This window comes from Sphaerisporangium sp. B11E5 (assembly GCF_039871875.1).
Classification (GTDB): domain Bacteria; phylum Actinomycetota; class Actinomycetes; order Streptosporangiales; family Streptosporangiaceae; genus Sphaerisporangium.
In genome coordinates, this window is record NZ_JBDPMD010000002.1 from 125,570 (window position 1) to 149,104 (window position 23,535).

General features: G+C 67.8%; 18 protein-coding genes and 2 tRNA genes. 12 read left to right on the forward strand and 8 right to left on the reverse strand.

All coding sequences use genetic code 11. The annotated features are described in order from the left end of the window. The first annotated feature begins 213 nt into the window (after positions 1-213). A complete protein-coding gene (locus ABGB17_RS02665; protein ID WP_347626074.1) occupies positions 214-1,614 on the forward strand; it encodes a DNA cytosine methyltransferase in 1,401 nt (466 codons plus the stop codon). 49 nt (positions 1,615-1,663) lie between these two features. On the opposite strand, the gene ABGB17_RS02670 is transcribed toward ABGB17_RS02665, so the two are convergent. Continuing rightward, positions 1,664-2,536 (reverse strand): hypothetical protein, encoded by an 873-nt coding sequence (locus ABGB17_RS02670; RefSeq protein WP_347626075.1) that lies wholly within the window; start codon positions 2,534-2,536, stop codon positions 1,664-1,666. A 275-nt stretch (positions 2,537-2,811) separates the two neighbouring features. Between ABGB17_RS02670 and ABGB17_RS02675 the strand changes: the two genes are divergently transcribed. Further along, the gene (locus ABGB17_RS02675; protein WP_347626076.1) at positions 2,812-3,261 is read left to right on the forward strand and encodes a very short patch repair endonuclease; all 450 of its coding nucleotides are present in this window, start codon (positions 2,812-2,814) and stop codon (positions 3,259-3,261) included. Positions 3,262-4,329: 1,068 nt separating this feature from the next. On the opposite strand, the gene ABGB17_RS02680 is transcribed toward ABGB17_RS02675, so the two are convergent. Both ABGB17_RS02680 and ABGB17_RS02685 read right to left on the reverse strand, forming a co-directional pair. Further along, positions 4,330-4,713 carry a hypothetical protein gene (locus ABGB17_RS02680; protein WP_347626077.1) on the reverse strand — a complete coding sequence of 128 codons (384 nt, stop codon included), beginning with the start codon at positions 4,711-4,713 and terminating at the stop codon, positions 4,330-4,332. 30 nt (positions 4,714-4,743) lie between these two features. Beyond that, positions 4,744-6,036, reverse strand: a complete 1,293-nt coding sequence (locus tag ABGB17_RS02685; protein ID WP_347626078.1) for a hypothetical protein — start codon at positions 6,034-6,036, stop codon at positions 4,744-4,746. Between the two features lie 238 nt (positions 6,037-6,274). Between ABGB17_RS02685 and ABGB17_RS02690 the strand changes: the two genes are divergently transcribed. Continuing rightward, the gene (locus ABGB17_RS02690; RefSeq protein ID WP_347626318.1) at positions 6,275-6,835 is read left to right on the forward strand and encodes a GNAT family N-acetyltransferase; all 561 of its coding nucleotides are present in this window, start codon (positions 6,275-6,277) and stop codon (positions 6,833-6,835) included. 236 nt (positions 6,836-7,071) lie between these two features. Here the strand turns inward: ABGB17_RS02690 and ABGB17_RS02695 are convergent, their stop codons facing one another. Further along, positions 7,072-7,377 (reverse strand): hypothetical protein, encoded by a 306-nt coding sequence (locus tag ABGB17_RS02695; protein ID WP_347626079.1) that lies wholly within the window; start codon positions 7,375-7,377, stop codon positions 7,072-7,074. Positions 7,378-7,755: 378 nt separating this feature from the next. On the opposite strand from ABGB17_RS02695, the gene ABGB17_RS02700 reads away from it, so the two are divergent. The 3 genes from ABGB17_RS02700 (at position 7,756) to ABGB17_RS02710 (ending at position 14,336) form a co-directional block, all read left to right on the forward strand. Continuing rightward, the gene (locus tag ABGB17_RS02700) at positions 7,756-8,877 is read left to right on the forward strand and encodes a HupE/UreJ family protein (RefSeq protein ID WP_347626080.1); all 1,122 of its coding nucleotides are present in this window, start codon (positions 7,756-7,758) and stop codon (positions 8,875-8,877) included. Positions 8,878-8,906: 29 nt separating this feature from the next. Further along, a complete protein-coding gene (locus tag ABGB17_RS02705; RefSeq protein ID WP_347626081.1) occupies positions 8,907-13,625 on the forward strand; it encodes a PQQ-binding-like beta-propeller repeat protein in 4,719 nt (1,572 codons plus the stop codon). Between the two features lie 132 nt (positions 13,626-13,757). Continuing rightward, positions 13,758-14,336 (forward strand): GNAT family protein, encoded by a 579-nt coding sequence (locus ABGB17_RS02710; RefSeq protein ID WP_347626082.1) that lies wholly within the window; start codon positions 13,758-13,760, stop codon positions 14,334-14,336. 60 nt (positions 14,337-14,396) lie between these two features. Here the strand turns inward: ABGB17_RS02710 and ABGB17_RS02715 are convergent, their stop codons facing one another. The 3 genes from ABGB17_RS02715 to ABGB17_RS02725 form a co-directional block, all read right to left on the reverse strand. After that, entirely contained in the window at positions 14,397-15,050 is a 654-nt protein-coding gene (locus ABGB17_RS02715; RefSeq protein ID WP_347626083.1) for a response regulator transcription factor, read from the reverse strand. Further along, a complete protein-coding gene (locus ABGB17_RS02720; protein ID WP_347626084.1) occupies positions 15,047-15,988 on the reverse strand; it encodes a histidine kinase in 942 nt (313 codons plus the stop codon). Before ABGB17_RS02720 ends, ABGB17_RS02715 begins: the two co-directional genes overlap by 4 nt. A 211-nt stretch (positions 15,989-16,199) precedes the next feature. Further along, a complete protein-coding gene (locus ABGB17_RS02725) occupies positions 16,200-17,732 on the reverse strand; it encodes an alpha/beta hydrolase (protein ID WP_347626085.1) in 1,533 nt (510 codons plus the stop codon). A gap of 241 nt (positions 17,733-17,973) precedes the next feature. Here ABGB17_RS02725 and ABGB17_RS02730 point away from each other — a divergent pair, with 241 nt between their 5' ends. The 3 genes from ABGB17_RS02730 to ABGB17_RS02740 all read left to right on the forward strand — a co-directional run bounded on the left by ABGB17_RS02730 (position 17,974) and on the right by ABGB17_RS02740 (position 21,825). Then, positions 17,974-19,389: an alkaline phosphatase PhoX gene (locus ABGB17_RS02730; protein ID WP_347626086.1), complete on the forward strand. Its 1,416-nt coding sequence runs from the start codon at positions 17,974-17,976 to the stop codon at positions 19,387-19,389. A 200-nt stretch (positions 19,390-19,589) separates the two neighbouring features. Next, the gene (locus ABGB17_RS02735; protein ID WP_347626087.1) at positions 19,590-21,251 is read left to right on the forward strand and encodes an MDR family MFS transporter; all 1,662 of its coding nucleotides are present in this window, start codon (positions 19,590-19,592) and stop codon (positions 21,249-21,251) included. 52 nt (positions 21,252-21,303) lie between these two features. Next, the gene (locus tag ABGB17_RS02740) at positions 21,304-21,825 is read left to right on the forward strand and encodes a MarR family transcriptional regulator (RefSeq protein ID WP_347626088.1); all 522 of its coding nucleotides are present in this window, start codon (positions 21,304-21,306) and stop codon (positions 21,823-21,825) included. Here the strand turns inward: ABGB17_RS02740 and ABGB17_RS02745 are convergent. Next, positions 21,780-22,748, reverse strand: a complete 969-nt coding sequence (locus ABGB17_RS02745; protein WP_347626089.1) for an SPFH domain-containing protein — start codon at positions 22,746-22,748, stop codon at positions 21,780-21,782. The genes ABGB17_RS02740 and ABGB17_RS02745 overlap by 46 nt on opposite strands. 224 nt (positions 22,749-22,972) lie before the next feature. On the opposite strand from ABGB17_RS02745, the gene ABGB17_RS02750 reads away from it, so the two are divergent. The 3 genes from ABGB17_RS02750 (at position 22,973) to ABGB17_RS02760 (ending at position 23,511) form a co-directional block, all read left to right on the forward strand. Further along, complete coding sequence (locus ABGB17_RS02750; RefSeq protein WP_347626090.1) at positions 22,973-23,191, forward strand: transposase; 219 nt, start codon at positions 22,973-22,975, stop codon at positions 23,189-23,191. A gap of 95 nt (positions 23,192-23,286) precedes the next feature. Beyond that, positions 23,287-23,359 (forward strand) — tRNA-Thr (locus ABGB17_RS02755). Positions 23,360-23,437: 78 nt separating this feature from the next. Then, a tRNA-Met gene (locus tag ABGB17_RS02760) sits at positions 23,438-23,511 on the forward strand. Positions 23,512-23,535 lie beyond the last annotated feature (24 nt).

A 23,535-nucleotide genomic window follows, 5' to 3' on the forward strand; every position in this document is an offset into this window, starting at 1 on the left:
GTCAACAGTCTTGCGACCGTGGCCAGCCGACTTGCTCGACTGCCAGGCTGGCCACGGATCTGGAATATGTCCCGTTAGTTGGAATTCATTCTGGCCTCATCCGAAAAACTGGTGGCCAAGTTTTATTCATAGGTGGACTTCATGCGATCGAAACGTCGCACATAAGGTCGGGGTTCGCTATAATGATGGATCAAAAAGAATGGGAGGAGATCTGTGGTTGAGAGGATCGGCGCCCCGGTACGGTCGGCTCCCGAGGTTGCTTCGCCCACCGGGATGAGCGGGATTTCGATCCCACCTGTCTATACGGTCGTCGATCTATTTTGCGGGTGCGGAGGACTGTCTCACGGCTTCAGTCTGACGCGCAGATTCCGTACGCTGCTTGGCCTGGACAACAAGCCTGAGGCAACTGAGAGCTTCGCGCTGAACTGTCCTGACGATCCGGTGATGATGACGACAGATATAAGGGACTCGGTAACGAAGGAACAACTGCTACAAAACCTTGGGACCTATGGCATCACCGGGCCAAGGCAACTTTCCTGTCTGATCGGCGGACCGCCATGCGAGGGCTTCAGTCAGAATCGGGTAGAGCGAAGCGCTGAAGGTAGCGGGGGACGGATAACCAAGTTCACAGATGATCCTAGAAATAAGCTGTTTAAGTGGTTTATCGAGATAGCGAGCGAGCTTCAGCCGCGAGTTATATTGATTGAGAACGTGCCGGATATTCTTCGACATAGGGATGGGGAGACGGCCAGGGAGATCATAGAAGACCTTCGGGAGCTGGGATATCTCACTACGGCTAGGGTGCTGAACGCCGCAGACTATGGTGTGCCACAGCTCAGGAGGCGGGCATTCTTTCTTGCTTACCGTCAAGAAGATTATGAGACTTCCAGGGTGAGGCTAGAATTCCCTAATGTCACACACTCTCCATATCCACTCGGGCATGAACTGCTCGATAAGGATCCTGAGTGGTTCCCGGGAGACATGGGTTTCTGGCCTTCCGTTCGGGAAGCGATCGGTGATCTGCCTAGGCCAGCGGATGGCAAAGCTAGCCGTCTGGACGGCTGGACTCCTTATGAAGGTCATCATCCCAGCTCCGACCTGCGTAGATTTCTAGCGGCTAGTGAAGGCGGTACCTGGAATCACATCGCTCGCCCTTTGGGTAAGAATGGCCTGCAAAGGGTCAAAGAGCTAGACAATCTGGACGCTGATGTGTTGCACCAAAGGCGTCGGGATAGGGTGCACTACCACTACGCGTACTCGCGCCTTCGCTGGGCGGAACCTGCACGCACAATCACTAAGTTCGTCTATCACGTTGGGTCCGGCATGTTCTGCCATCCCGATGAAGATCGTGCGGTCACAATACGGGAAGCTGCACGTTTGCAAACATTCCCGGACCACTTCAAGTTCCCCGCTTACACCATTCGAGATGTCTCATCTCTGGTAGGAAGCGCGGTTCCTCCTCTTTTAGCGAGGGCAATTGCCCGACAGGTGGTCCGATATCTGGACACAGTTACGCTGCACGGGCTTTCCAGTGTTGCACGTTCAGAACTTCGCGAGCTGAAGGGCGACGCTGTTGTTAGAAGGCTAGAGAATAATGATTGGTTGCCTGCGTAACTAAGCTCGCAAGCTGCCGCCTTCGAGCCTGCGACGTTGCCCTGAGACGTCACCAAATGATCTCTCTCCAGTTGCTTGCTGCCTTACTGCGAGGGCGGATGAGTAGCATTTCTTCTAGTGCCGATATAGGAGGAATGTAACCGGCTCCGACCATGTCGGTCATGTACGAGACATCCATCGTGTTACGCTGCGGGCGGGTCGGCCCCTGCACTGTCTCCAAATATCTGAGTTCATAGTGACTGCTCTCGTCAGCCATGTCGTAGACGACGAGTGTGCCAGCTCCCGAACTGCCCCTAAACCGAGAACGCTCGAAATCGGTAGATTCCTCGATATATGAAAGTAGTTCGTCCTGTATGAGCCAAACGGTACGCCCGCCCCATGCAGCTAGGGTTTCGCACTTGACGAAGAACTGGCTCAGCATCCTGCCGAAAACCTGACGATAATTAGGGGTATATGGTGAGTCCACCACTCCCGAGAGAGGGCGTTGGGGGCGGCCGAGGAGAACATCCCAAAGGTGTTCAGTAAGGCCGCCGCCTCGCGTGCTAGATGTCATTACTTCTATTGCGTAGGGAGGGCCAGCAAAGCGTATCTTTGCTCCAGTCTGCTCCACTGGTGCCAATAGAAAGTCAAACGTGTATTCGAAGTTGCCGGGGCTATTGGCATCTTTATGGGTGAATTTGACCTCCCACCAAATGCGCACATTTTGCCCAGGGTGAATATCGGGCATGAGATCCCGCAGCTCCGGCGGTACTCCGGTGCCCTCGGGGCGCAGGTCTAGCATGCGCTTCGGGCATACGATCCATGGCCGCGTATCCGAGAGTGAGCGTCTTTGTGCGGAGACGGTGCAGACGGAGAATGGGAAGTGAGGTTTTCCGTATGCGCCGTAGCGTGTGACAAATTCGGCGCGCTCCTCGTCTGTCACCCTCTTAGGGGGCTCCAAGAAAGACATATTGCTCCTGTTGCCGGTCACATCACAGGCACCGCCCGTGAAAGGGCATCCGTGCGATAGCCACTCGGCAGGTGGCGCAGGGACCGTTCGATCCACACGTGTACCGAAGACCTCGGCGATCTTTGCCATGCGCAGATGCTGCCATAGGAGATGCTTTGCTCTCTAGCGAACTGTGAAGTCTGTTACCTTATGGTGCATTCATCCTATTTTGCGGAACTGGCCGTGTGCTCATCGGGTACATTCGGCACGTGGGGAATTCATGGGCTAGCTCGCCGGCTGCACGCAAGAGCATGCAAGCGAACAGGAGCAGAGACACCGCCCCTGAGCTAGCGCTTCGGCGTGCCCTTCATGGTCTGGGGCTGCGTTACAGGGTCTGTACTCGACCCATCACAGCGCTGCCGCGTACCGCTGACGTCGTTTTTCAGGCTTCCAAGGTTTGCGTAGAGATGCGCGGCTGCTACTGGCACGGATGTCGGGCGCACCACCGTCTCCCCCGAGCGAATCGGGAGTACTGGTCGGCTAAGGTCGAGCGCATTCGGAGGCGGGATCGGGAGTTTGAAGACCTCCTTGCCAAGGCTGGTTGGCTGTTGGTCGTGGTGTGGGAGCACGAAGACCCGATGGCTGCCGCACAGCAGATCGCCATGGTCGTGAGAGCTCGCCGTAGGCTCACTGCGATCAGTTCCATAGTCGATCAGTGACCCTGGTCCACCTGCTATTGCTGCCGCAGAAGTCGCAGGATCTGCAGAATCGGTCGTAGCGGCGCATCCTGGCAGGTCAGGGACGTGCAGAGTCACGTTTGGCTGTCGTCCGCACAACGCCGCACAATGCCGCACAACGCCGGGCAATGGGCTGTGCCCGCCACGCTGGTTCTTTCGCCAGCAATTTGTGGGATATCGCGGCATTCTGCGGATGACAATCTTGCGGACGGGATGTCTGTACTGACCTGTAAGAAGATGATCCTTTGGCTCGTTCTGCGGATTCTGCGGCAGGCTGAGAGAGTGCGGTGCCGGGCGCGGAAGGATGATGGTGGGTCACTGGATCGAAGTTGTGCCCCTGTAGTGCTCGCTGAGCGGCGATCGTGGGAGGGTGAGTGTTCTCTGTTGGGGGCTGAAGTGCTTCTGTCACAGGCCGACTGAGCCATGCCTGTGCGTGGTCGCGGCCAATGCGCGGCAGAGAGTGGACACCCAGTGAAGAAGTCGCAGATCAGAGCGTTTTTGTGGCGGGTCTGTAAAACCGTCGGCTCAGCCTACCCAGGTTCGAACCCTGGACCTGCCACCAAAAGAAACCCAAGCTCAGAGGCCCTTCGGGGCCTCTTTTGCTTCTCCGGTCCATGCGGTCTGCGGCAGCGAGTGGCAGTCATCCACGCGCAGACTGACCACTTCCGCAGGCCGTAAGGCCCCGAAGTGCATGCAGGCGAACAGAGCCGCCGGCCGCTCCCCCCGGGCACCCTTGATCGAGAGTGTCGACGACCCAACGTCGGCTACCGTACGTGATCACACATCTACGCTGGCGGACATGGGCAAGCGTCCACTGCGAGAGCTGATCGATGACCGGCTGCTGGACGAACTGCCGGCACGCTCCCGCGACGAGGCCGGCGGGCTGCGCCTGGCCGGCGAGGGCAGCGTCCTCTGCGTCAGCGAGTTCCGAAGCGCCCGACGCTTACGCTCACGATCGGCAGACATCCACCACCGTCCGTGGCCTGTCCAACGAGCAGGCGGCGGTGTGGCGCGGTCGGGGCTGGTGAGTTGTGGTCGTGTCTGCCGGTACTACGCCTCTTCGCGGCGCATGTTGTAGTTATGGCTCTTGACATTCGCGTGCTCGATTAGCTCCGGCCATTCGTTGTTGTTGCCTATGTAGGCTTTGGCCACTGCTCTTGCGGCGGCGGCGTACCACTGCTCCACGTCTCGGTGATACACCTTCTCATCCTCCTCGATCGGGCTTGGGTCCGGCCTATAGCGAACCTTGGACCCTTGGGTCCCTGTCCTCCAGACGTCGAACTTGCGCACCTTGCTGCCCTTTGGATGGTTCCACTCGCTCCACCCGAAATCTTGGCCGTCGACGTCGACGACGCCCTTGAGGGAGTTCAATGTACGGTCGCCAGGTGTCGTGCCTGGCGCTACGGTGGTGGTAGGTGGCTGTTCGTCGGTCATCCCATGTCCTTCCTGTGGCGTCAGCGCTGGTCACTCTCGGGGTTTGGGCGCTTGGTAGGACTTGGCGATCTGGGAGTGAGGGAGGGTGAATTCCCAGCTGTTGACTACGTCGTCGAGTTCGGTACAGCCGTCGGGGACGCGGTAAAGGCGGTAGATGTCGACGCGTTCCCAGTCGGCGATGACGTATTCTCGGCCGTCGTTGGAGGGGTAGGTGGTCTCGTACTCCTCGTGCTTGAAGTACGACTCCTCCCATGTCTTGGTGGTGGACACCGAAAGGCCGCCTTCGAGATTGGCGGTGATCTGGGCGGACAGGGCTTTGACGTTGAAGCCGCCGGTGTAGCCGATCGAGGCGTTGATGTGCCACTCAAGGGTCCGGGAGACAGATTCGGTCATTCCCTCATCCCAGTACACCGTGTGCGTCGTCTCGGTGAACCCGTCGTAACCGTGGAACTGGGACTTCCATGCGCTGCTGCGGCGCAGCACGTAGAACGGACTGTGCTGGAGCTTCCACTGCATGCTGTGGTCGCCGTCGTTGACGCACGCCGCCGGGATCAGGGCTTCGCCGATGATGATCTCGTCGGTACGCTCGGGCGGCGGGTTCAGGCTGGTCTGCTCGGGGGGTGCTCCGTAGTCAGGGTGGGTGCCGGCTGCTTTGAGGTTCCGCACCACTGGCGCGTCATACACGCCGTCGGCATAGAAGAACCACGTCGTCGCCTGACTGGAGTTGTCATCGGTCAGCATGGCGTATACACCCAGGGAGTGGAGATCCATCATGAACATGTACTTGAAGGTCTGGTCGTCTTTGATGGAAAATCCGCCGTCCCCGGCATCCTCCAACCTCCACTTCCCTCGGGAATCTCCGAAGGTAATTTCGAAATCTGCGATCAGGATGGCGGCGTCGCCTAAAGGGGTAAGAGCCGAGCAGGCCAATCGCCCCGATTGCACGTTGCAGACCCACCACTTCCTGCCGTCGGGGTCGAGCGGCATCAGGTACCAGGACCCGGCTCCGTCGACTATCCAGCATGAGTTGGCGTCGATAACCGGCCCTAGTCCCGGGTATTGCATTGCGGCGCTTTGGATGGTGACCGACTTCCCGATAGGGAGATGTTCCGAGAAGAGGGCCGGCGTTCCCTGGTCGGTTTCATCGCGCGGCGCGCGCGATGGGTGTGCGAGTTCCCAGTTGTCCGGTAGAGAGGGGTCCTGCGACTGGGCCACGTTGACCTCTTCATCACATAGGCGGGTTCGAGCCGATTTGATCACCGCGCTCCTACCCGACGCGTCCTGAATGTAAACGAGGCCGGAAACCTTTTCAATGCCCTGCACGCGCGGGTGGCGCTGGTCAATAGTGCGCCGACGGCATCAGTGCCATATTTTTCTTTCCGGCGCGATAGTTGACATGCGGCAATGTTGGCCACCGGTTTCGAAAGCGCGCAGGAATTGAATTCAGCCAGACAGATCCCACCAGTAACAGCGGCGCGTCATGCTGATACTGCTGAACGCGGGAAGTGACCGGCGATCCGCGTCGGGAGGGCGGAGAGGTGCTCGCTTCATGATCCGGATTATGTGTTCGAACCCTGGACCTGCCACCCTCATCGATCCGACTCCCGAGCTGCGGAGGTCGTTTCTGGTAGCGGTGGCTGAGTTTCGGGCCGACCGTGACTACCCGGTTCCTTGGTTCGTTGACGACGTCGATGCGCAAGCTCTGGCAGATGCGCGGGGGTTCGAGGCATATGTCGCGCGTGTGCTTGGCGAGAGGACCCAGGCGGGGGTACGGAGTGGGTTCGTGCCGATGACCACGCTGTGGTGGGTCGACGGCGAGCGGTTTCTGGGGAGGCTGGCCATCCGTCATCGGCTCACGCCGGCGTTGATGGAGATCGGTGGGCATATCGGGTATGACGTGCGCCCTAGTGCGCGTCGTCAGGGGCACGCGACGGCGATGCTCGCGGCGGCGCTGCCGATCGCGCGATTGCTGGGCATCTCTCAGGCGCTGGTGATGTGTGACCGGACGAATACGGCTTCGCGGCGGGTTATCGAAGCCAACGGTGGCGAGCTTCTCGACATCACCGCGCGGAAGCGTCGCTATTGGGTGCCGACGACGGAAGCGGGCACGGGTCTCAGGTGACCCCTGGGCGCGAGACTTCTCATGGCGGGACTGTGAGAACTGTCGGCTCAGCTTGCCCAGGTTCGAGCCCTGGACCTGTCACCCCAAATGGAGACGGCCCTTGACCGGCGTCAACGTGGTCAGGGCCGTTCTCGTTCGTCCGGGGTCCCACGGCCGTCAACGGGCTTCTGCGGGTGCCTGTGTCGTATGCGCGTCGCCGTCGGGCGGACCGCGCCAAGGTCCGATCACAGGCCGGGTCAGTCGTCGATCTCGCCGGTGATGTAGCGGCGAGTCTCGCGCCGGGCCGCGTAGCGGTCTTTGCGGTTGGTCTCCTTGTGCCACTGCTGGCGCTCCTTGACGCAGGCGCGTCTGTGGCAGCCTGAACAGCACGTGCCGCCGAACAGCAGCGAGTAGGGGTTTCGCCACCGGCAGCGGGTGTCGTCGTCGTCCCACGACGGGGTCGGCGGGAGGTCGCAGGGGCCGGAAGTGTGGTCGTGCACCGGCAGGGGGTTGTGCTCGGCGTAACGCACCCACAGCGGTTTGGTTTTGTCCGTACGGGACATCTCGTTCCTCACGGAACCGCCGCCCGGGCTCCCGGACCTTCCGGGCGGGCGGCTAGGTTCGCCGCTTCACGGCGACACGCTCCTTTCCTCGGTTCGCGGTCAGGCCCCGGCGGGGCGCCTCCACTGGAGTGGAGAACTTTTCAGCATATCGGGGAGCGCCCGCCCGGCACAAGATCTCGGTGTCTGTGACGCGTCCGCCACGTGGCCTACGCCGCGGTGTGCGGCCGGGGTTTCGGCGGTCAGAGAACCCGGCTTTCGGACCGGGGAATGTCCGGCAGCGGAAGGGTCGGTGAATTGGATCGTCTTCTGTTGCCGGGGGTGGAGGGAGCACTGCAGGGTTGGGGAACGACCGCCGTTCCCCACGTCGGAAGTGCTGCCGTGCGTTTGCTGGCGTTTCTCGCCGTCCTTGTTGCCGTGTTCCTTGTCGCCGCTCCGGCGCGGGCGCATGTCCGTGCGACCACGGTCGCGGTCGATCTGCGTAGCCAGGGTGCCGGTGTCGGCGCTGTCGTCGACATGGAGTACGACGTCCTCGGCCGGTTGCTGGGTCTTGACGGGGTGCTGAGCCCGGACCCGGACGGCGCGGAGGCCGAGGTGCCGGCCGAGGTGCGGCGCAGGTCGCTGGACGGGCACGCGAGTGAGGTGGCGGCGTACGTCGGTGGGCGGCTGCGGCTGAGCCGGGGCTTGATCGGGTGTGTCGCTGGGGACGGGGGCCGCGTCGAGCTCGCCGGCTCCGGTGCGGTGCGGGTCGCGCTCGCTTACGACTGCCCGGCGTCGGGGGCGCTCACCGTCCGCAACGACATCTTCCGGCCTTCTGACGGTGTCGTGGACGAGACCACCACGATGGTGGCCTACGACGTCGATGGGCGCCGTGGTTCGACGTTGCTCGACGTCGACCGCACCAGCGTCACGGTGGGGCGTACCGATCTGCTCGGTGAGATCCCGCGGTTCGTCCTGCTCGGGGCGGAGCATCTGCTCTTCGGGCTTGACCACGTGCTGTTCCTGCTGGCGCTGCTGCTGGGGGCGAGGCGGCTGCGTGACGTCGTCGAGGTCGCCACGGCTTTCACGGTCGCGCACTCGGTGACCCTGGTGCTTGCCGCGATCGGCTGGGTGAGCGTGCCGGGGTGGATCGTGGAGCCGCTCATCGCGTTGTCGATCGCGTTCGTCGCGCTCGACAATCTGCTGTCGCCGAGGACGAGCCACCGGCTGCCGGTGGTCTTCGGTTTCGGGTTGCTGCACGGGCTCGGCTTCGCGGGCGCGCTCAGCGTCGACGGGCCGTTGTCGGTCTCGACGCTGGCCAATCTGCTCTCCTTCAACGTCGGCATCGAGCTCGTCCAGTTGACGATCATCGCGCTGGCCTTCCCGGTGCTGCTGTTCCTGCGCGGGGCCGCGACCACGCCGGTCGCCGCTCGTGCCCTCACGCTCGGCACCGTCGCGGCGACCGTCGCCGTCGCCGGTGCCGGTCTGGTCTGGTTCGTGGAACGCTCCCCGCTCCTGGCCTGACACCCACCTCCCCCTCTCGAAGGATTTCGATGTCCGCGTTCTTCTGGACACGCGCGCGTCTGCGCGTCGTCCTGTACACCACCACGCTGGGGCTCGCCGCCAGTGTCGTGGCGGGTCCGCTCGCGTCGTACGCGGCGGCCGTCATCGACCCGCCGGAGGCCACCGTCAGCGGCGTCGTGTACGTCGACGCCAACGACGACGGCCGGCGCAACCCCGGTGAGGCCGGCCTGGCCGGTGTGCGTGTCTCCGACGGCAAGGTCGCCACCACGACCGCCGCCGACGGCTCCTACTCGCTGACGATCTCCACCGACCGTCGCAAGACGGACATCGTCTGGGCCGGGCAGCCGCGGGGCTACCGGTTCGGCCTGGACCAGTACAAGGAGCCGAGGTTCTGGGCCAACCTCGGCCAGCTCGCCGACGACGCCACGCCGACCGCGGACTTCGCGCTCGTCCGCGACGAACTCTCCGACGGCGACACCTTCTCCTGGGCCAACATCGCCGACCCGCACGTCAACGCGCAGTTGCCCGACCAGATCCGCGAGATCAACTCCACCGGCACCGACCTGCGCTTCATCGCGGTCAGCGGCGACCTCACCAACGACGCCAGCCAGGGGCAGTTCGACACGTATCGCCGCGGCACCCAGCAGTCGGCCGTCGGTGTGTGGCCGGCCGTCGGCAACCACGAGTACGCGAGCGGGTCGGCGTACGCCGACAAGATCGACAACTATCGCAGGAACGTCGGTCCGGAGTGGTACTCGTTCAACTACGGCAACCGGCACTTCGTGGTGCTCGAGAACAACGGCTCCGCGCCGTTCGACGAGGAGCTCGCCTGGCTCAAGGACGACCTCGCCGCGAGCGTTCCCCTCGACGACGACCCGGGGAACGACATCGAGGTCGTCGTCCTCACCCACCAGCCGATGAACGTCCCGTTCGGCTCGCCGTCGGAGTACGACGCCTTCGGTGACGTGCTCGAGAAGTACAAGGCGCAGCTGATCCTGGTCGGCCACGAGCACTCCAACCACGTCGAGAACACCTCGGCGTTCGCCTCGACCGCCAAGCACATCCAGACCGTGTCGAGCTCGTACACGATCGACAACGCGCCCCGCGGTTTCCGCTACATCCACATGGCGGGCCCGGGCTTCGACAACCCGTTCCGGATGTACGGCGAGAACGAGCGCGTCACCATCGTCAGTCCCGCGCCCGGCTCGAAGGTGCCGGCCGCGAACTTCCCCGGCATCCAGGTCAACGCGTACGACACCGGCGACGAGGTCGTCTCGGCGCGCTACCGGATCGCCGGCGACAAGAACTGGTTGCCGCTGCACCACAGCGGCGAGTTCACCTGGCAGGGCAACCTGCCGGGCAGCCGGCAGACGGCCGGCGAGCACCGCATCGACGTGCAGGTGGTCGACGCGGCGGGCAAGACCTGGACCAGGTCGGCGGACTTCACCCTCACCCGTGAGCCGGCGCTCAAGCCGGTCGCCGCGGGTGACTGGGGCCAGCACCACGGCGACGCGGCCCACTCCGGTGTCGCGCGGGCGCAGGAGGCCGGCCGCCGGCTGGCGTGGAGCTTCCGCACCGAGGGCACCTTCCTCACCGGGTCGCCGGTCATCCACGACGGCGTCGTCTACGCGGGCACCCGCGACGAGAACGGCGACGGCGAAAGCCGGATCCACGCCGTCCAGGTGAAGAACGGCAAGGAGCTGTGGAACGTCGAGGTGCCGCAGTCGATCCACGGCAGCCTCGCGTACGGTGACGGCCTGATCTTCGCGCCGACCCTCGGCTCGGAGCTCTACGCCGTCGACGCCAAGAGCGGCGAGCTGCGCTGGAAGGCCGTGCCCGAGCAGGCGCCGGCCCCGAACAACCAGCGCACCTACGGCTACTACTCGCCGGCCGTCTCCGGTCACACGGTGCTCTGGCCCTACCAGACCCGCTTCGGCATCGGCAGCCAGGGCGTGCTCAAGGCGCTCGACACCCGCACCGGGCGGCAGATCTGGGCCTCCCCGATGTCCGGCGCGACCATGAGCGACGGCACGCCCGCCGTCATGGACGGCACCGTGTACGTCGGCAACGAGACCGCCGACCGCGTGCTCGCCTACGACCTGGCCACCGGCGCCCGCAAGTGGACCGGCACCGAGTCGCTCGGCAGCTGGCAGGACGGCGTGCCGACCGCGGCCGAGGGGAAGGTCTTCATCGGCGCCAACAACGGCATCGTCGCGCGGGACGCCAAGACCGGCGCGACGCTGTGGACGTACAGGAGCTCGCGCTCCTCGCTCGTCTCCAGCGGCTCGACCCCGAGCGCCGCGGCCGTCGAGCGGGGCGTCGTCTACATGGGTTTCCCGAGCGGTGCCGTCGTCGCCCTCGACGCCCGGACCGGCAACCTCATCTGGGAGCGGGCGCTGCCCGGCGACATCTACCACGGTGGCGTCATGTCCAGCCCGGTCGTGGCCGGCGACACGCTCTTCGTCGGCGCCAACAACGGCAGGTTCTACGCGCTGGCCTCCGGCACCGGCCAGATCCTGTGGAGCCACGAGATCGGCACCTGGGTGGGCGCCGGCCCGGCCGTCAGCGGCAACACCGTCGTGGCGGGTGCCTGGGACGGCAACCTCTACGCCTACGTGCCCGGCGGCGAGTCCGCGCGGCGCTGGGCGACCGTGACCGGCACGGTCAGCGACCCCGAGACGGGCGCCCCGATCGACGGCGCGAAGGTCACCGCCGTCGCCGAGGGTCAGGACACCGCGGTGACCACCACCGACGCCCGGGGCCACTACCGGATCGGTCTGCCGGCGTCGACCTGGGCCGTCACCGCGGCCAAGCGCGGCCTGATCGCCGACGGTGGCTCGGCCGCCGTCGTCACGGTCGGTGCCACCGGCGGCGCGACGGCCGACCTGAAGCTGATCAAGGTGGTGCACCCGACCGCCGGCAGGTCGACGTACGCGCCGGACTACGGCAGCGGCAGCACGCGCACGGACGTCGTCACCGGCAAGGAGTACTACTACCTGGCCAACGACAAGATCCGGGCGTCTGTGACGCCGTACGCCGCCGGCGACAACGGTGCCGGCGGTAACAACCTCGCCGGTGGTCTCGGCCAGGGCGCGCTGACGGACCTCATGCTCAACGACGTCAACGGCGCCGAGACCCTCGACTGGGGGGAGATGCTGCTGCGGCCGAGCCTCACGCCGCCCGACTCGTGGGACCGGCCGAACGACCAGCTCGACCTGCCCGACCTCGCGGTCGACGGCGCCGCCGTGGTCGGCGACGGTCAGTACCGGGCGGACCCGGCCATCAAGGCGCAGGTCCGCTACGAGACCCTGCCCGATTCCCCGATCGTGAAGATGACGGTCAAGCTGACCAACACCGGCACGACGGGCTACCAGGGCTACTTCAACTACATGATCGACCCCGACAGCTCGGCCGACAACGGCCGCATCCCCGGGATCGGCGGCGTCAACCCGGGTCTGAAGACCTCGGGCTGGACCGGGAACCATGTCTACGTCGGCGCCGACGCGGCCACCACGAACGGCCAGGCCGCCCACGGTCTCGCGTGGGCTCTCGACACGCCGGCCGCGGTCGGTGCGTACGGCTACGTCGATGGTCTGTACTACGACGCCACCATGGCGCCCGGTGCCACCAAGCAGTTCAGCTTCTACCACCTGACCGACTACGCGACCGCCGGTGGCGACCCCACCGGCACCATCGCGAAGTGGGCCGGCGAGATCGACCTGCACGACGCGGCCGTCCCGGACGCCGCTCGCGCGGCCGGCACGATCACCGCGGGCGGCGTCGCCGTCTCCGGTGCCCGGGTCGTCCTCGAACGGGACGGCACGGTGGTCGCGACCACGAGCACCGACGCCGGGGGCGAGTACCTCGTCAAGGCCCCGGCCGGCCGGTACGACGTCCGGGTGTCCAAGCTGGGCTACCAGACGGCCACCGGCACGGTCACGGTGCCGGCGGCGGGCAACGGCGTCGCCGACGTCGCGCTGAGCCCGGTCACGGTCGAGGCGAGCTACGGCAAGCAGATCGGCTCGGGTCTGGTCGAGGCGGGCCACGGCGACGTCATGCTCGAGAACGACAAGCTTTCCATGGCGATCGCCGACGCCTACAACGACCCGCAGCTCTCCGGTGGCACCCGCGGCAAGCCGGTCGACATCGCCGTCCGCGGCAGGGCCGACCAGTTCGACTGGATCAACCTGCCCTACGTCTCGGCGACCCAGCCGACCGGCGGTAGCGCGTGGGACATCCGCTCGGTGGCGGCGACCGACGTCCAGATCGTCCAGGCGACTGGCGACAAGGCCGTCGTCCGGGTGTCCGGGCCGGTCAACGGCTTCACGGGCCTGACGGCGGCGACGACGTACACGCTGAAGCCGGGCGACGACTTCGCCACGGTCTCGACGGAACTGCGCAACTCCGGCCCGGCTCCGCTCAGCGTGTGGACGGGTGACGCGATGGACCACGACGCGGCCGGCCAGGCCGGCGTCATCCCGGGCACCGGCGTCGTGACCCCGGGCACGACGGCGGCGTACACCCCGACCAAGCCGTACATCGGCATGACCGGGGCCGACCCGCAGGTCTTCGGTCTCGTCTACGGCACGCCGGCCGGCGCCTTCGACGTCTACGCCGCGGGCAACTGGGTGATGAGCCGGTTCCACGTCGACGTGCCGGCGGGTGGCTCCTACACCCTCACCCGCAAGCTCGTCGTCACCCCGGGCACCGACGCGGTGGGCATTCTCGACGCCGTCCCCGCGCCGTAACGCACGCCCACCCCACCACGCAGGGCCGGCCCGGACTCCGACCGGGCCGGCTCGGCGAGGGCCTCGGTGGGGGGCAGGGGTTGTCCGTGGCCGGAACCCGTGGTCGAACGAGCGCGCGATAACGTGCCGTTCGTGTGGAACGACGAGGGGATCGAGGGCTCGGCGCGGGTGACTCTCCGGCGGATCGGGCGGGGGGACCAGGAGGAGTTCGTCCGGCTGGCCCGGGCCAGTGCGGGGCTGCACCATCCGTGGATGGCGCTGCCGGTCACGCCGCAGGACTTCCAGCTCTTCCTCGGGCGGTTCGACGATCCGCTGGCCGCCGAGGGGATGCTGGCCTGCCGGCGGGACACGGGGGAGATCGTGGGGCACGTCAGCATCAACAGCATCATTCGCGGGCGGTTCCAGAACGGGTCCCTCGCGTACGCGGCCTTCGCGCCCTCGGCGGGGCGGGGGTACATGACGGAGGCGCTCGGGCTGGTGGTGCGGTACGCGTTCGGACGGTTGCGGCTGCACCGGCTGGAGGCGCAGATCCAGCCGGGCAACCACGCTTCGCTTCAGTTGGTGCGGCGGCTCGGCTTCCGCTACGAGGGGCTATCGCCGGAGCTGCTGTTCATCGACGGGGCGTGGCGGGACCACGAGCGGTGGTCGATCACCAGCACGATGGTGCCGGGGATGCCGACGGAGCCGCATCCCACCCTGCCGGTCCGCTGAGGGGCGGCGGCAGCGAAACGGGCGCGGGGGCGGCGGAGGGCGTCGTGGTGCGGCGGGAGGTCAGGAGGGTGTGATGCCGCTCTGCACGGCGAGGACCGCCAGGCGGACGCGGTTGGGGCAGCCGGTCTTGGTCATCAGGTTGGCGATGTGGGTCTTGACCGTGGTCAGCCCGAGGTGCAGCCGGTCGGCCACCTCGGCGTTGGTCAGGCCCTCACCGACCAGCGCCAGCACCTCGCGTTCCCGGCCGGTGAGTTTCGGCTCCGGAACGGGAGGGGGTTCGGCGGCGTGGGCGCGGGAGCGTACGGCGTGGGACACCAGGCGCCGCAGCACGTCCTGGCTGAAGGGGCTCTCGCCGGCGGCGGCCTTGCGCACCCCGTCGAGCAGTTCACCGGGTGAGGTGTCCTTGACCAGGAACCCGCAGGCCCCGGCGGCGAGCGCCGGGTACAGGTGGTCGTCGTCGTCGAAGGTGGTGAGGACCACGACCCGGGTGGCCGGCCGGGACGCCAGGATGCGCTCGGTGGCGGTGATGCCGTCCATGCCGGGCATGCGCAGGTCCATGAGCACCACGTCGGGCAGCAGGCGGTCGGCCTGGCGTACGGCCGCCCGGCCGTCCTCGGCCTCCCCCACCACGACGAGGTCGGCAGCGGATTCGCACAACATGCGCAGGCCGGCCCTGACCAGTTGCAGGTCGTCCACGAGCAGAACCCGGATCACGGTCGTGCCTCCTCGACGAGTGCGGCGGGCAGCGCGGCCGTCAGCCGCCACCCGGCCCCGTCAGGTCCGGCCTGGAATCTCCCGCCGAGCAACTCCACCCGTTCCCGCATGCCGATCAGCCCGTATCCCTGCCCCGGTTCCGCGGGCCCGCCGCCCCCGTCGTCGATGAGTTCCAGCCGCACCGCGCCGTCCGCCTCGGCCCCGACCGACAACTGGACGTGGGTGGAAGGACCCGCGTGCCGGGCGACATTGGTGATCCCTTCCTGGCCGAGGCGCAGCACGGTGAGCCCCCGCACCGCGTCCAGCCGGTTGATCGACGGGTCGAGTGTGGCGTCGACCACGAGCCCCACCTGGCGCCCCCGCTCGGCCACCTCCTCCAGCGCGGCGACCAGGCCGTCGGGTTCCACGAGCGGGAGGCCCGGCCCGTCGCGGACGGCGGGGTCGCGCAGCACGGCGACGAGACGCCGCAGGTCGCCGAGCACGGCCGTGCCGCTCGCGTGCACGTCGTCGAGCGCCTGGGCGGCCCGCGGGTCGAGCGCCGGCAGCACGTGGCGGGCGACGCCGATGCGCAGCACCATGGACGCGACGTGGTGGGCGACCAGGTCGTGCAGTTCCCGGGCGATGGTGACCCGTTCGGCGGCCCGCGCCGCCCGCGCGTCGGACTCCCGCCGTCCCCGCTCGGCCTCCGCCCGGTCCCCCTCGGCCTCGGCCCGCCGCGCCTCCGCCCGCGCCCGCCCCTCGGCCTGGACGGCGAGCCGCCGCGTCATGCGGATGTACCCGGCGAGCAGCAGCGGCGCGCCGATCACCACACCCAGCCGGAACAGCAGCGGCGCGAGGCCGGCCGGGAGCGCCCGGGAGATGTGGGACAGCGGCTCGATCTCGTGAAGGGATGGCCGCTCGCCCGTGCCGACCGGCCGCGGACGTCCACTGTGGCGCACGCGGCCTCCCTCGGCGGAATGTTACGCGGGGCATCCGCTTCCATCGTGGACGATCATGCCCCGCGGCGCCTCCTCTTCAAGGACGGATCCCCGACCTGAAGGAGGAAGCCGGTCAGTGCGGTCGTTCGCCGCGGGCCCCCGCCGTGGTGGAGGGCTGTTCGTCCAGGCCGCGCAGGAACGCCGCTGATGTCCTGTGCCGTGGTCACGGGACCTATCCGCACACCGTGCCGTTGCGGGGCGCCGTCCCGGTGAGCAGGTAAGTGTCGATCTTGTCGGTGGCGCAGGCGTTGGCGCCGTATGCGCCGTGCCCCTCACCCTTGACGATCAGCTCCACGCCGACGCCCTCGCCGAGCCGGGTCGCCATGCGGTGCGCGCCCGCGTACGGCGTGGCCGGGTCGCCGGTGTTGCCCACGATCAGGATGGGGGCCGCGCCGTCGGCACTCACCTCCACCGTCTTGGCGGCCCCGGTGACGGGCCAGCCGGTGCACTGGAGGATGGACCAGGCCAGGAACTCGCCGAACACCGGTGAGGCCTTGCGGAACGCGGGCAGCTCGCGGCTCACGTCGGCGGGGGTGTAGCGGTCGGAGGTGTCGGCGCAGTTGATGGCCGTGTTGGCGGGCTGCAGGTTGTTGTACCGGCTCTTGTCGTCCCGGCCGTAGAGGGCGTCGGCGAGCAGCAGCAGCAGGTCGCCCTCGCCGGCCTTCGCGGCGCCGAGGCCACGGTCGAGCCACTTCCAGGACTCCTTGGAGTACAGCGCGGACGCGATGCCGTACGTCGCGTGGCTCTGGGTGAGAGCGCGGCCCGAGGCGGTCGGCAGGGGACGGCCGTCGAGCCCCTTCAGCAGCTCGGTGATCTGCGCGGCGCCCCGCCCGGGGTCCCTGCCGGTGGCGCAGCCGGACCGCTTGGCGCAGTCCGTGAGGAAGTTGCTCAGCGCGAGCTGGAAGCCCTTGGCCTGCCCGAGCGAGTGCCCCACGGTGTCGCCGTCCGGGTCCACCACGGCGTCGAAGACCATGCGGCCGACGTTCTCCGGGAACAGGTGGGCGTACACGCCGCCGAGCTCGGTGCCGTAGGAGGCGCCGTAGTAGTACAGCGTGCGGTCGCCGAGGGCCTGGCGCAGCGTGTCGAGGTCGCGGGCCGCGTTCTCGGTGCCGACGTACGGCAGCACCCGGCCGGAGTTGCCCTGGCAGGCGGCCGCGAAGTCACGGCCGCCGTCGAGCAGGGTGCGCTGCTCGCCGGCGTCGTCAGGGGTGGCGTCGAGGGCGAGCAGCGCGTCGTACGCCTTGTCGGGCAGGCAGCGCACTCCGGCGCTCTCGCCGACGCCGCGCGGGTCGAAGCTCACCAGGTCGTAGCGTTCGTGCAGCTTGAGGTAGGTGCTCGCGGCGAGCGGCAGGGTGGCCACCCCGGAGCCGCCCGGGCCGCCGAAGTTGAAGACCAGCGACCCGATGCGCGTCTGCCCGGGCTTCGGCTTGGCCCGCACCCGGATCAGCGCCAGGTCGATGGTGCCGTGCTCGGGGTGGTTGTAGCGGAGCGGCACCCGCAGCTTGGCGCACTCCCACGGCGTCCCGTCCCGCAGTGTCCCCGGCTTCTCGCCCGACCCCTGGAGCGGGGTCGGCGCGGCGCAGGCCGTCCAGACGGGCACGGCACGCACCGAGGGGATGGCCGCCTGCGCGCTCCCGCCCGCGATCAGGGACACCGGGACGAGCATCGTGGCCGCGACGGCGAGGCGAACGGGGAAGAGCTTCATGAGAACCATCTTGGCCGCAAATAACAGACAAGATCTGGCTAAGCCGGGGAACAATGCCATATCGCGATGGCGGCCGGCCCTGGTCGCGCGGCCGGACGGCGGGGGCAGGTCAGTAGTGCGGAACTAGGGGACATTAGCCGGTCATTCACCTGAATGTCCGGTTCTTGGGGTCTGGTGTTCAATGGGGAGGACTTGGGTTTCCCGGGTACTACGGAATTCCGACATGGGAACAGGTGCTCTCGTGACCTCCTCCATCTCCCGTCGTGACCTGCTGCGCACCAGCGCCGCGGGCACCCTGGGCATCGCCGTCGCCGGCAGCGTCGAGGCCATTGCCGGCCCGGCCGCCGCCCAGACCGTCGCGGCCCCGGGCGTGACGGGGTACGGCCCGCTCGTCACCGACCCCGCCGGGCTGCTCTCCCTGCCGCGCGGCTTCTCTTACACGATCGTCGCCCAGGCAGGCAAGACGCTGCTGGACTCCGGCCAGCCGACCCCGAGCGACGCCGACGGCACCGGCGTCTTCCGCTCCCGTGACGGCTTCGTGCTGGTCAACAACCACGAGATCGGCGGAAGCGAGCCGTACGGCGTGCCCCCGCTGCCGGGTCTGACCTACGACCCGGGGGCCAGGGGCGGCACCACCAACATCGTGGTGGACCGCCGCGGCAAGCGCGTGCGCGAGTACGTCAGCGTGGCCGGCACGCACAACAACTGCGCCGGCGGCGTCACGCCGTGGGACACCTGGCTGACCTGCGAGGAGACCGAGCAGAGGGCCGGCGGTGTCTACCAGAAGGACCACGGTTACGTCTTCGAGGTCGACCCGTTCGACCAGAAGGCCAACCAGGACCCGGTGGCGCTGAAGTTCCTCGGCCGTTACGCGCACGAGGCCGTCGCGGTGGACCCGCGCACCGACGCCATCTACCTCACCGAGGACGCGAGCGGCCCGAACGGGCTGTACTTCCGCTGGGTGCCGCCGCACGGCTTCAAGGGCCGCAAGGGGGCCCTGCGCCGGCTCGCGCTGTCCCCGGGCGGCGCCACCGCCGGCAAGCTGCAGGCGATGAGCTGCTTCAAGGGCGGCAAGCACATCCCCGACCTGTCGGCGGCGACCCAGCCCGGCACCACCTACAAGGTGAAGTGGGTCGACGTGCCGGACCGCGACGCCAAGACCGTCTCGGTGCGCAAGCAGTTCACCGACGACCAGGTGACCCGGAGCCGCAAGCTGGAGGGCGCGTGGTGGGGTGACGGCGGCGCGTACTTCGTCGCCAGCTACGCCCGCGACGACGACGGCAGCGTCAACGAGCACGACGGCCAGGTCTGGTTCTACGACCCCAAGGACGAGACCGTCACGCTCAGGACGATCTTCGGGGTGAACCCCGACCCCGAGGCCGACACCAACTACGACGGCCCTGACAACATCACTGTGTCGCCCTACGGCGGGGTCATCCTGGCCGAGGACGGCGAGGGCGTGTCGCACCTGGTCGGCGTGACCAAGAAGGGCACCCCCTTCCCGCTGGCCCGCAACGAGGAGAGCGACAGCGAGTTCGCCGGCCCGGTGTTCAGCCAGGACGGCAAGATCCTGTTCGCGTGCGTCCAGTCGCCCGGGTACGTCTTCGCCATCACCGGCCCGTGGCGCCGGCCCGGCGACGGCGGCAAGGGCAACTGAGTCCCGCCTGAGATCCCTTCGCGCCGCTCCGTCCCTCCCGGGGACGGGGCGGTGTCGTCGTTCCCGGGCCGGAGACCGGACGGCGGCACCCGTACAAAGGTTGCCTGAAGCAATCACATATATTTGCCCAAGGCAACCAGATTGCGGCGGTCCCGAAGGCAGACCCGCTCCGCACGGTTCCGCGACGTGAAGGGAACTCGATGGCAACCGCCGCGACGGCCGGCCCGGGGGACATGACGGCCACCCCCATGACGCACCGGCAGATCCTCGAAGCCCTCTCCGGACTGCTGCTCGGCCTGTTCGTGGCGATCCTGTCGTCCACCGTGGTGTCGAACGCGCTGCCGACGATCATCGCCGACCTGCACGCCGACGAGACCACCTACACCTGGGTGATCACCGCCACGCTGCTCGCCACCACCGTCTCCACCCCGCTGTGGGGCAAGCTGGCCGACCTGACCAGCAAGAAGGTGCTCGTCCAGCTCGGCCTGGTCGTCTTCGTGGCCGGCTCGGCCGTCGCGGGGCTGGCCCGCGGCCCGGGCATGCTCATCGCCGCCCGGGTGATCCAGGGCCTCGGCGCCGGTGGCCTGACCGCGCTCACCCAGGTCGTCATGGCCGTGATGATCTCGCCGCGGGAGCGCGGCCGGTACTCCGGCTACCTCGGCGCGGTGTTCGCCCTGGCCACCATCGGCGGGCCGCTCATCGGCGGCGTCATCGTGGACACCCCCTGGCTCGGCTGGCGCTGGTGCTTCTACGTCGGCGTGCCGTTCGCCGTTCTCGCCTGGATCGTGCTGCAGAAGACCCTGCGCCTGCCGGTGTACCGGCGGGAGGTGCGGATCGACTGGACCGGCGCGGCGCTCATCGCGGCCTCGGTCTCGCTGCTGCTGGTGTGGGTGTCGTTCGCGGGCGGCAGGTACGACTGGGTGTCCTGGCAGAGCGCCGCCATGGTGGGCGGCGCGCTGGCGCTCGGGGCGCTGTTCGTGCTGGCCGAGTCGCGGGCCGCGCAGCCGATCGTGCCACTGAAGCTGTTCCGGCGCGGCGCGATCACCCTGGCGGTGGTGGCCAGCATGTTCGTCGGCGTCGCGATGTTCGGCGCCACCACGTTCCTCGGGCAGTACTTCCAGCTCGCCCGGGGTGAGTCCCCGACCATGGCCGGGGTGATGACACTGCCGATGATCCTCGGTCTCGCCGTCGCCTCCACGGTCGCCGGGCGGATCATCACCAGGACCGGGCGCTGGAAGGTGTTCCTGGTGAGCGGGGCGTTGCTGCTGTCCGCCGGGTTCGCGCTGATGGGCTCGCTGCGGTACGACACCGCGTACCCGCTGATGGCGGTGTACATGCTCTGCGTCGGCGCCGGGGTCGGCATGACCATGCAGAACCTGGTGTTGTCGGTGCAGAACCAGGTGCCGCCCGAGGAGCTCGGCGCGTCCAGCTCCCTGGTGGCGTTCTTCCGCACGCTCGGCGGCGCCGTCGGCGTCGCGGTGCTCGGCGCCCTGCTGGCCCACCGGGTGGTCGCCTACGTCCAGGAGGGGTTCGGCCGCCTCGGCGTCACCAGCGCCGTGAGCGACGGCTCGGTGCCCCGGCTGGCCGACCTGCCCGCCCCGATCCGCGCCGTCGTGCAGGGCGCGTACGGACACGGTGCGGGCGATGTGTTCCTCTACGCGGCCCCGTGTGCTTTCCTGGCACTGGTCGCCATTCTGTTCATCAAGGAAGTTCCGCTGCGGACGCTCAACGCCGAGCAGATCCGCGCGGGAGCGAGCGCCACGCCGCCCGTAGCGGCCGGCGCGGGGCCGGGCCGGCACGCCCGGCGGTCCCGCGGCGTCCGGGGGCGGCGGCGCGCGTCCCGGCGGTTGCGTGTTCGTTGATCCCGGGGCGTGACGTCGTGACGTCCCGGCCATCTCGGAAAGGTGGGGCCGCATGACGGCCAAGGCACAGGCGGCGATCCCCGTCGAGGCGTACGAGGCCTACTGCACCCTGGAGCATCAGCTCGGAGTGCTGCTCCGCCGGTCCCGGGCGATCTCCGCCGAGATGGGGCGGGCGGTGCACCCCGAGCTGGAGCCCGGCGCCTACAGCCTGCTGGTCCGCATCGACAACGCGGCCCCGGCCCGCCCGAGCGACCTCGCCACCTATTTCCGGGTCGGCAAGGCCACCATCAGCCGCCAGGTCAAGGTGCTGGAGGGGCTCGGGCTGATCGGCCGGCAGGACGACCCGCTGGACGGGCGCGCCTGCCTGCTGGCGCTCACCGACGAGGGCCGCGAGCGGCTGGACCGGGCACGCTCGGCCCGCCAGGAGCGCTTCTACGCCCTGCTCACCACCTGGCCGCAGGAGGACGTGCGCCACCTGGCCGACATGCTGGGACGCTTCAACGCCCTCACCGCGCGTGACGACCGCGATCACTTGCCGGGCACGGCGACGCCGCCGGGGTTGCCCGGCGCGTAGACCGTGATGCCCTGGGGCAGGGCCTTCAGCTTCTCGATCTCGGCGCACGTCTGGCAGAGGTCGTAGCCCTTCTGGCGTTCCTTGTTGGCCTCGGCCTGCGCGCGGGCCTGGGCGATGGCCGCCTGCGACTCGGCGACCCCGGCGAACGCCGCCTGCGCCCGGTCCACGGCCGCCTGCACCTGCGCGGGCAGCGTGATGCGCACCAGGTTGAAGCGCAGGTCCACCAAGTACGGCGCGCCGAGCATCTGCCGCAGGTCGCGGTCCAGACTGGCGTTCACCGCGTTCTGGATCTTCACGAGGCTGGCGTTGTTGTCCCGCGCCACGAGCCGGATCGTCTCCTGCGCCGCGCCGCCCTCCACGAAGGCGCACGAGGACACCAGCTCGGGGCAGCGGAACGCGCCGATCTGGCTGCGCAGGGCGTTGTCGATCACCGGGCGGATGGCCTGGCCGAAGAACGACGACCAGCCCTCCTCACCCTCGTAGGGGTAGCGCATCTCGTCGTCCTGGCCGCGGAAGCGCCGGGTGCCGAACTTGTCGTCGAACTGCTTCAGGGTCTCGGGGTCGAGGTTGAGCCGGAAGTACAGGGTGCCCTCGATGCCCATGTTGACGCCGTCGCTGCTCGGGACGGTCACCACGTCCACGCCGAGCAGCGTGCTGCGCTTGGCGTCGGCGGTGATCGTGTAGAAGCGCTGCTGCGCCGGGTACCGGTGGACCTCCGACCACCAGCCGGTCCAGGTGAGCCCGGAGGCCGGCGCGATGATCTGCCGGATCCGGTTGTCGTCGAACAGCCCTCCGTCGCGGACCACGGCCACCTCGCCGCCGCTGGTGCTCTCGTAGCCGCCGAGCAGTCCGATCAGCGAGGGGATCGCGAGGACGACGGCCGCGACGCAGACCGTGGTGATGAGGGGGGCGCGTACGGACATTGAGGACCTCCTGCGCGTCGATCAGTACGGGATCTGGGGGTGGCGCGGGTACTCGTACCGTCCACAGTAGAAATCGTTGAACGATTCGACAAGAGGCTGGGAGGACATTTTCTGTCCACTCGCGTGACGCCGTGCCGCGCGGGTAAAGGGATGGCATGGGAGTTGATACCGGGAAGTGTGTTGGTCCCGCGTTTTGACGGACGCCCGGCATACTCTGTCCGGTTATGGAGACGCGCTGGGTGGGTCCGGACGGCTTGGAGGTCACGGTCGCGGTCCATGGCCGCGGCCAGGTCCTGCGCGTCCGGCGCCACGGCGAGCACCTCGCCGATCTCTTCTCGGTGGACGAACTCCGCCGTTTCGTGGACCTCGCCGATCTCTGCGAGGTGATCACCGCACCCTTCGGCGAGCGTGCCCCGCGACGGCGTCAGGAAGCGGTGCCCTAGCCGTCCCCTGGCGGGGGTTCTGATTCGCGCCGGGCGCGGGGTCCGTGTATGGTTACACCTGTCCAGGCGACGCGGAGACGCGGAGCGCCGGGCAAGCCCCTTTAGCTCAGTCGGCAGAGCGTCTCCATGGTAAGGAGAAGGTCTACGGTTCGATTCCGTAAAGGGGCTCGGCAGCGTAAATGCCCTTTCCGGCCATTCCGGGCAGGGCTTTTCGCTTGGGCGGGTACAGTTCCCGCCTTGCCCGGGGGCGGAGTAGCTCAGTCAGGCAGAGCAAGCGGCTCATAATCGCTGTGTCGCCGGTTCAAGTCCGGCCTCCGCTACTACCCTGCCGGGTCACCTTGTCC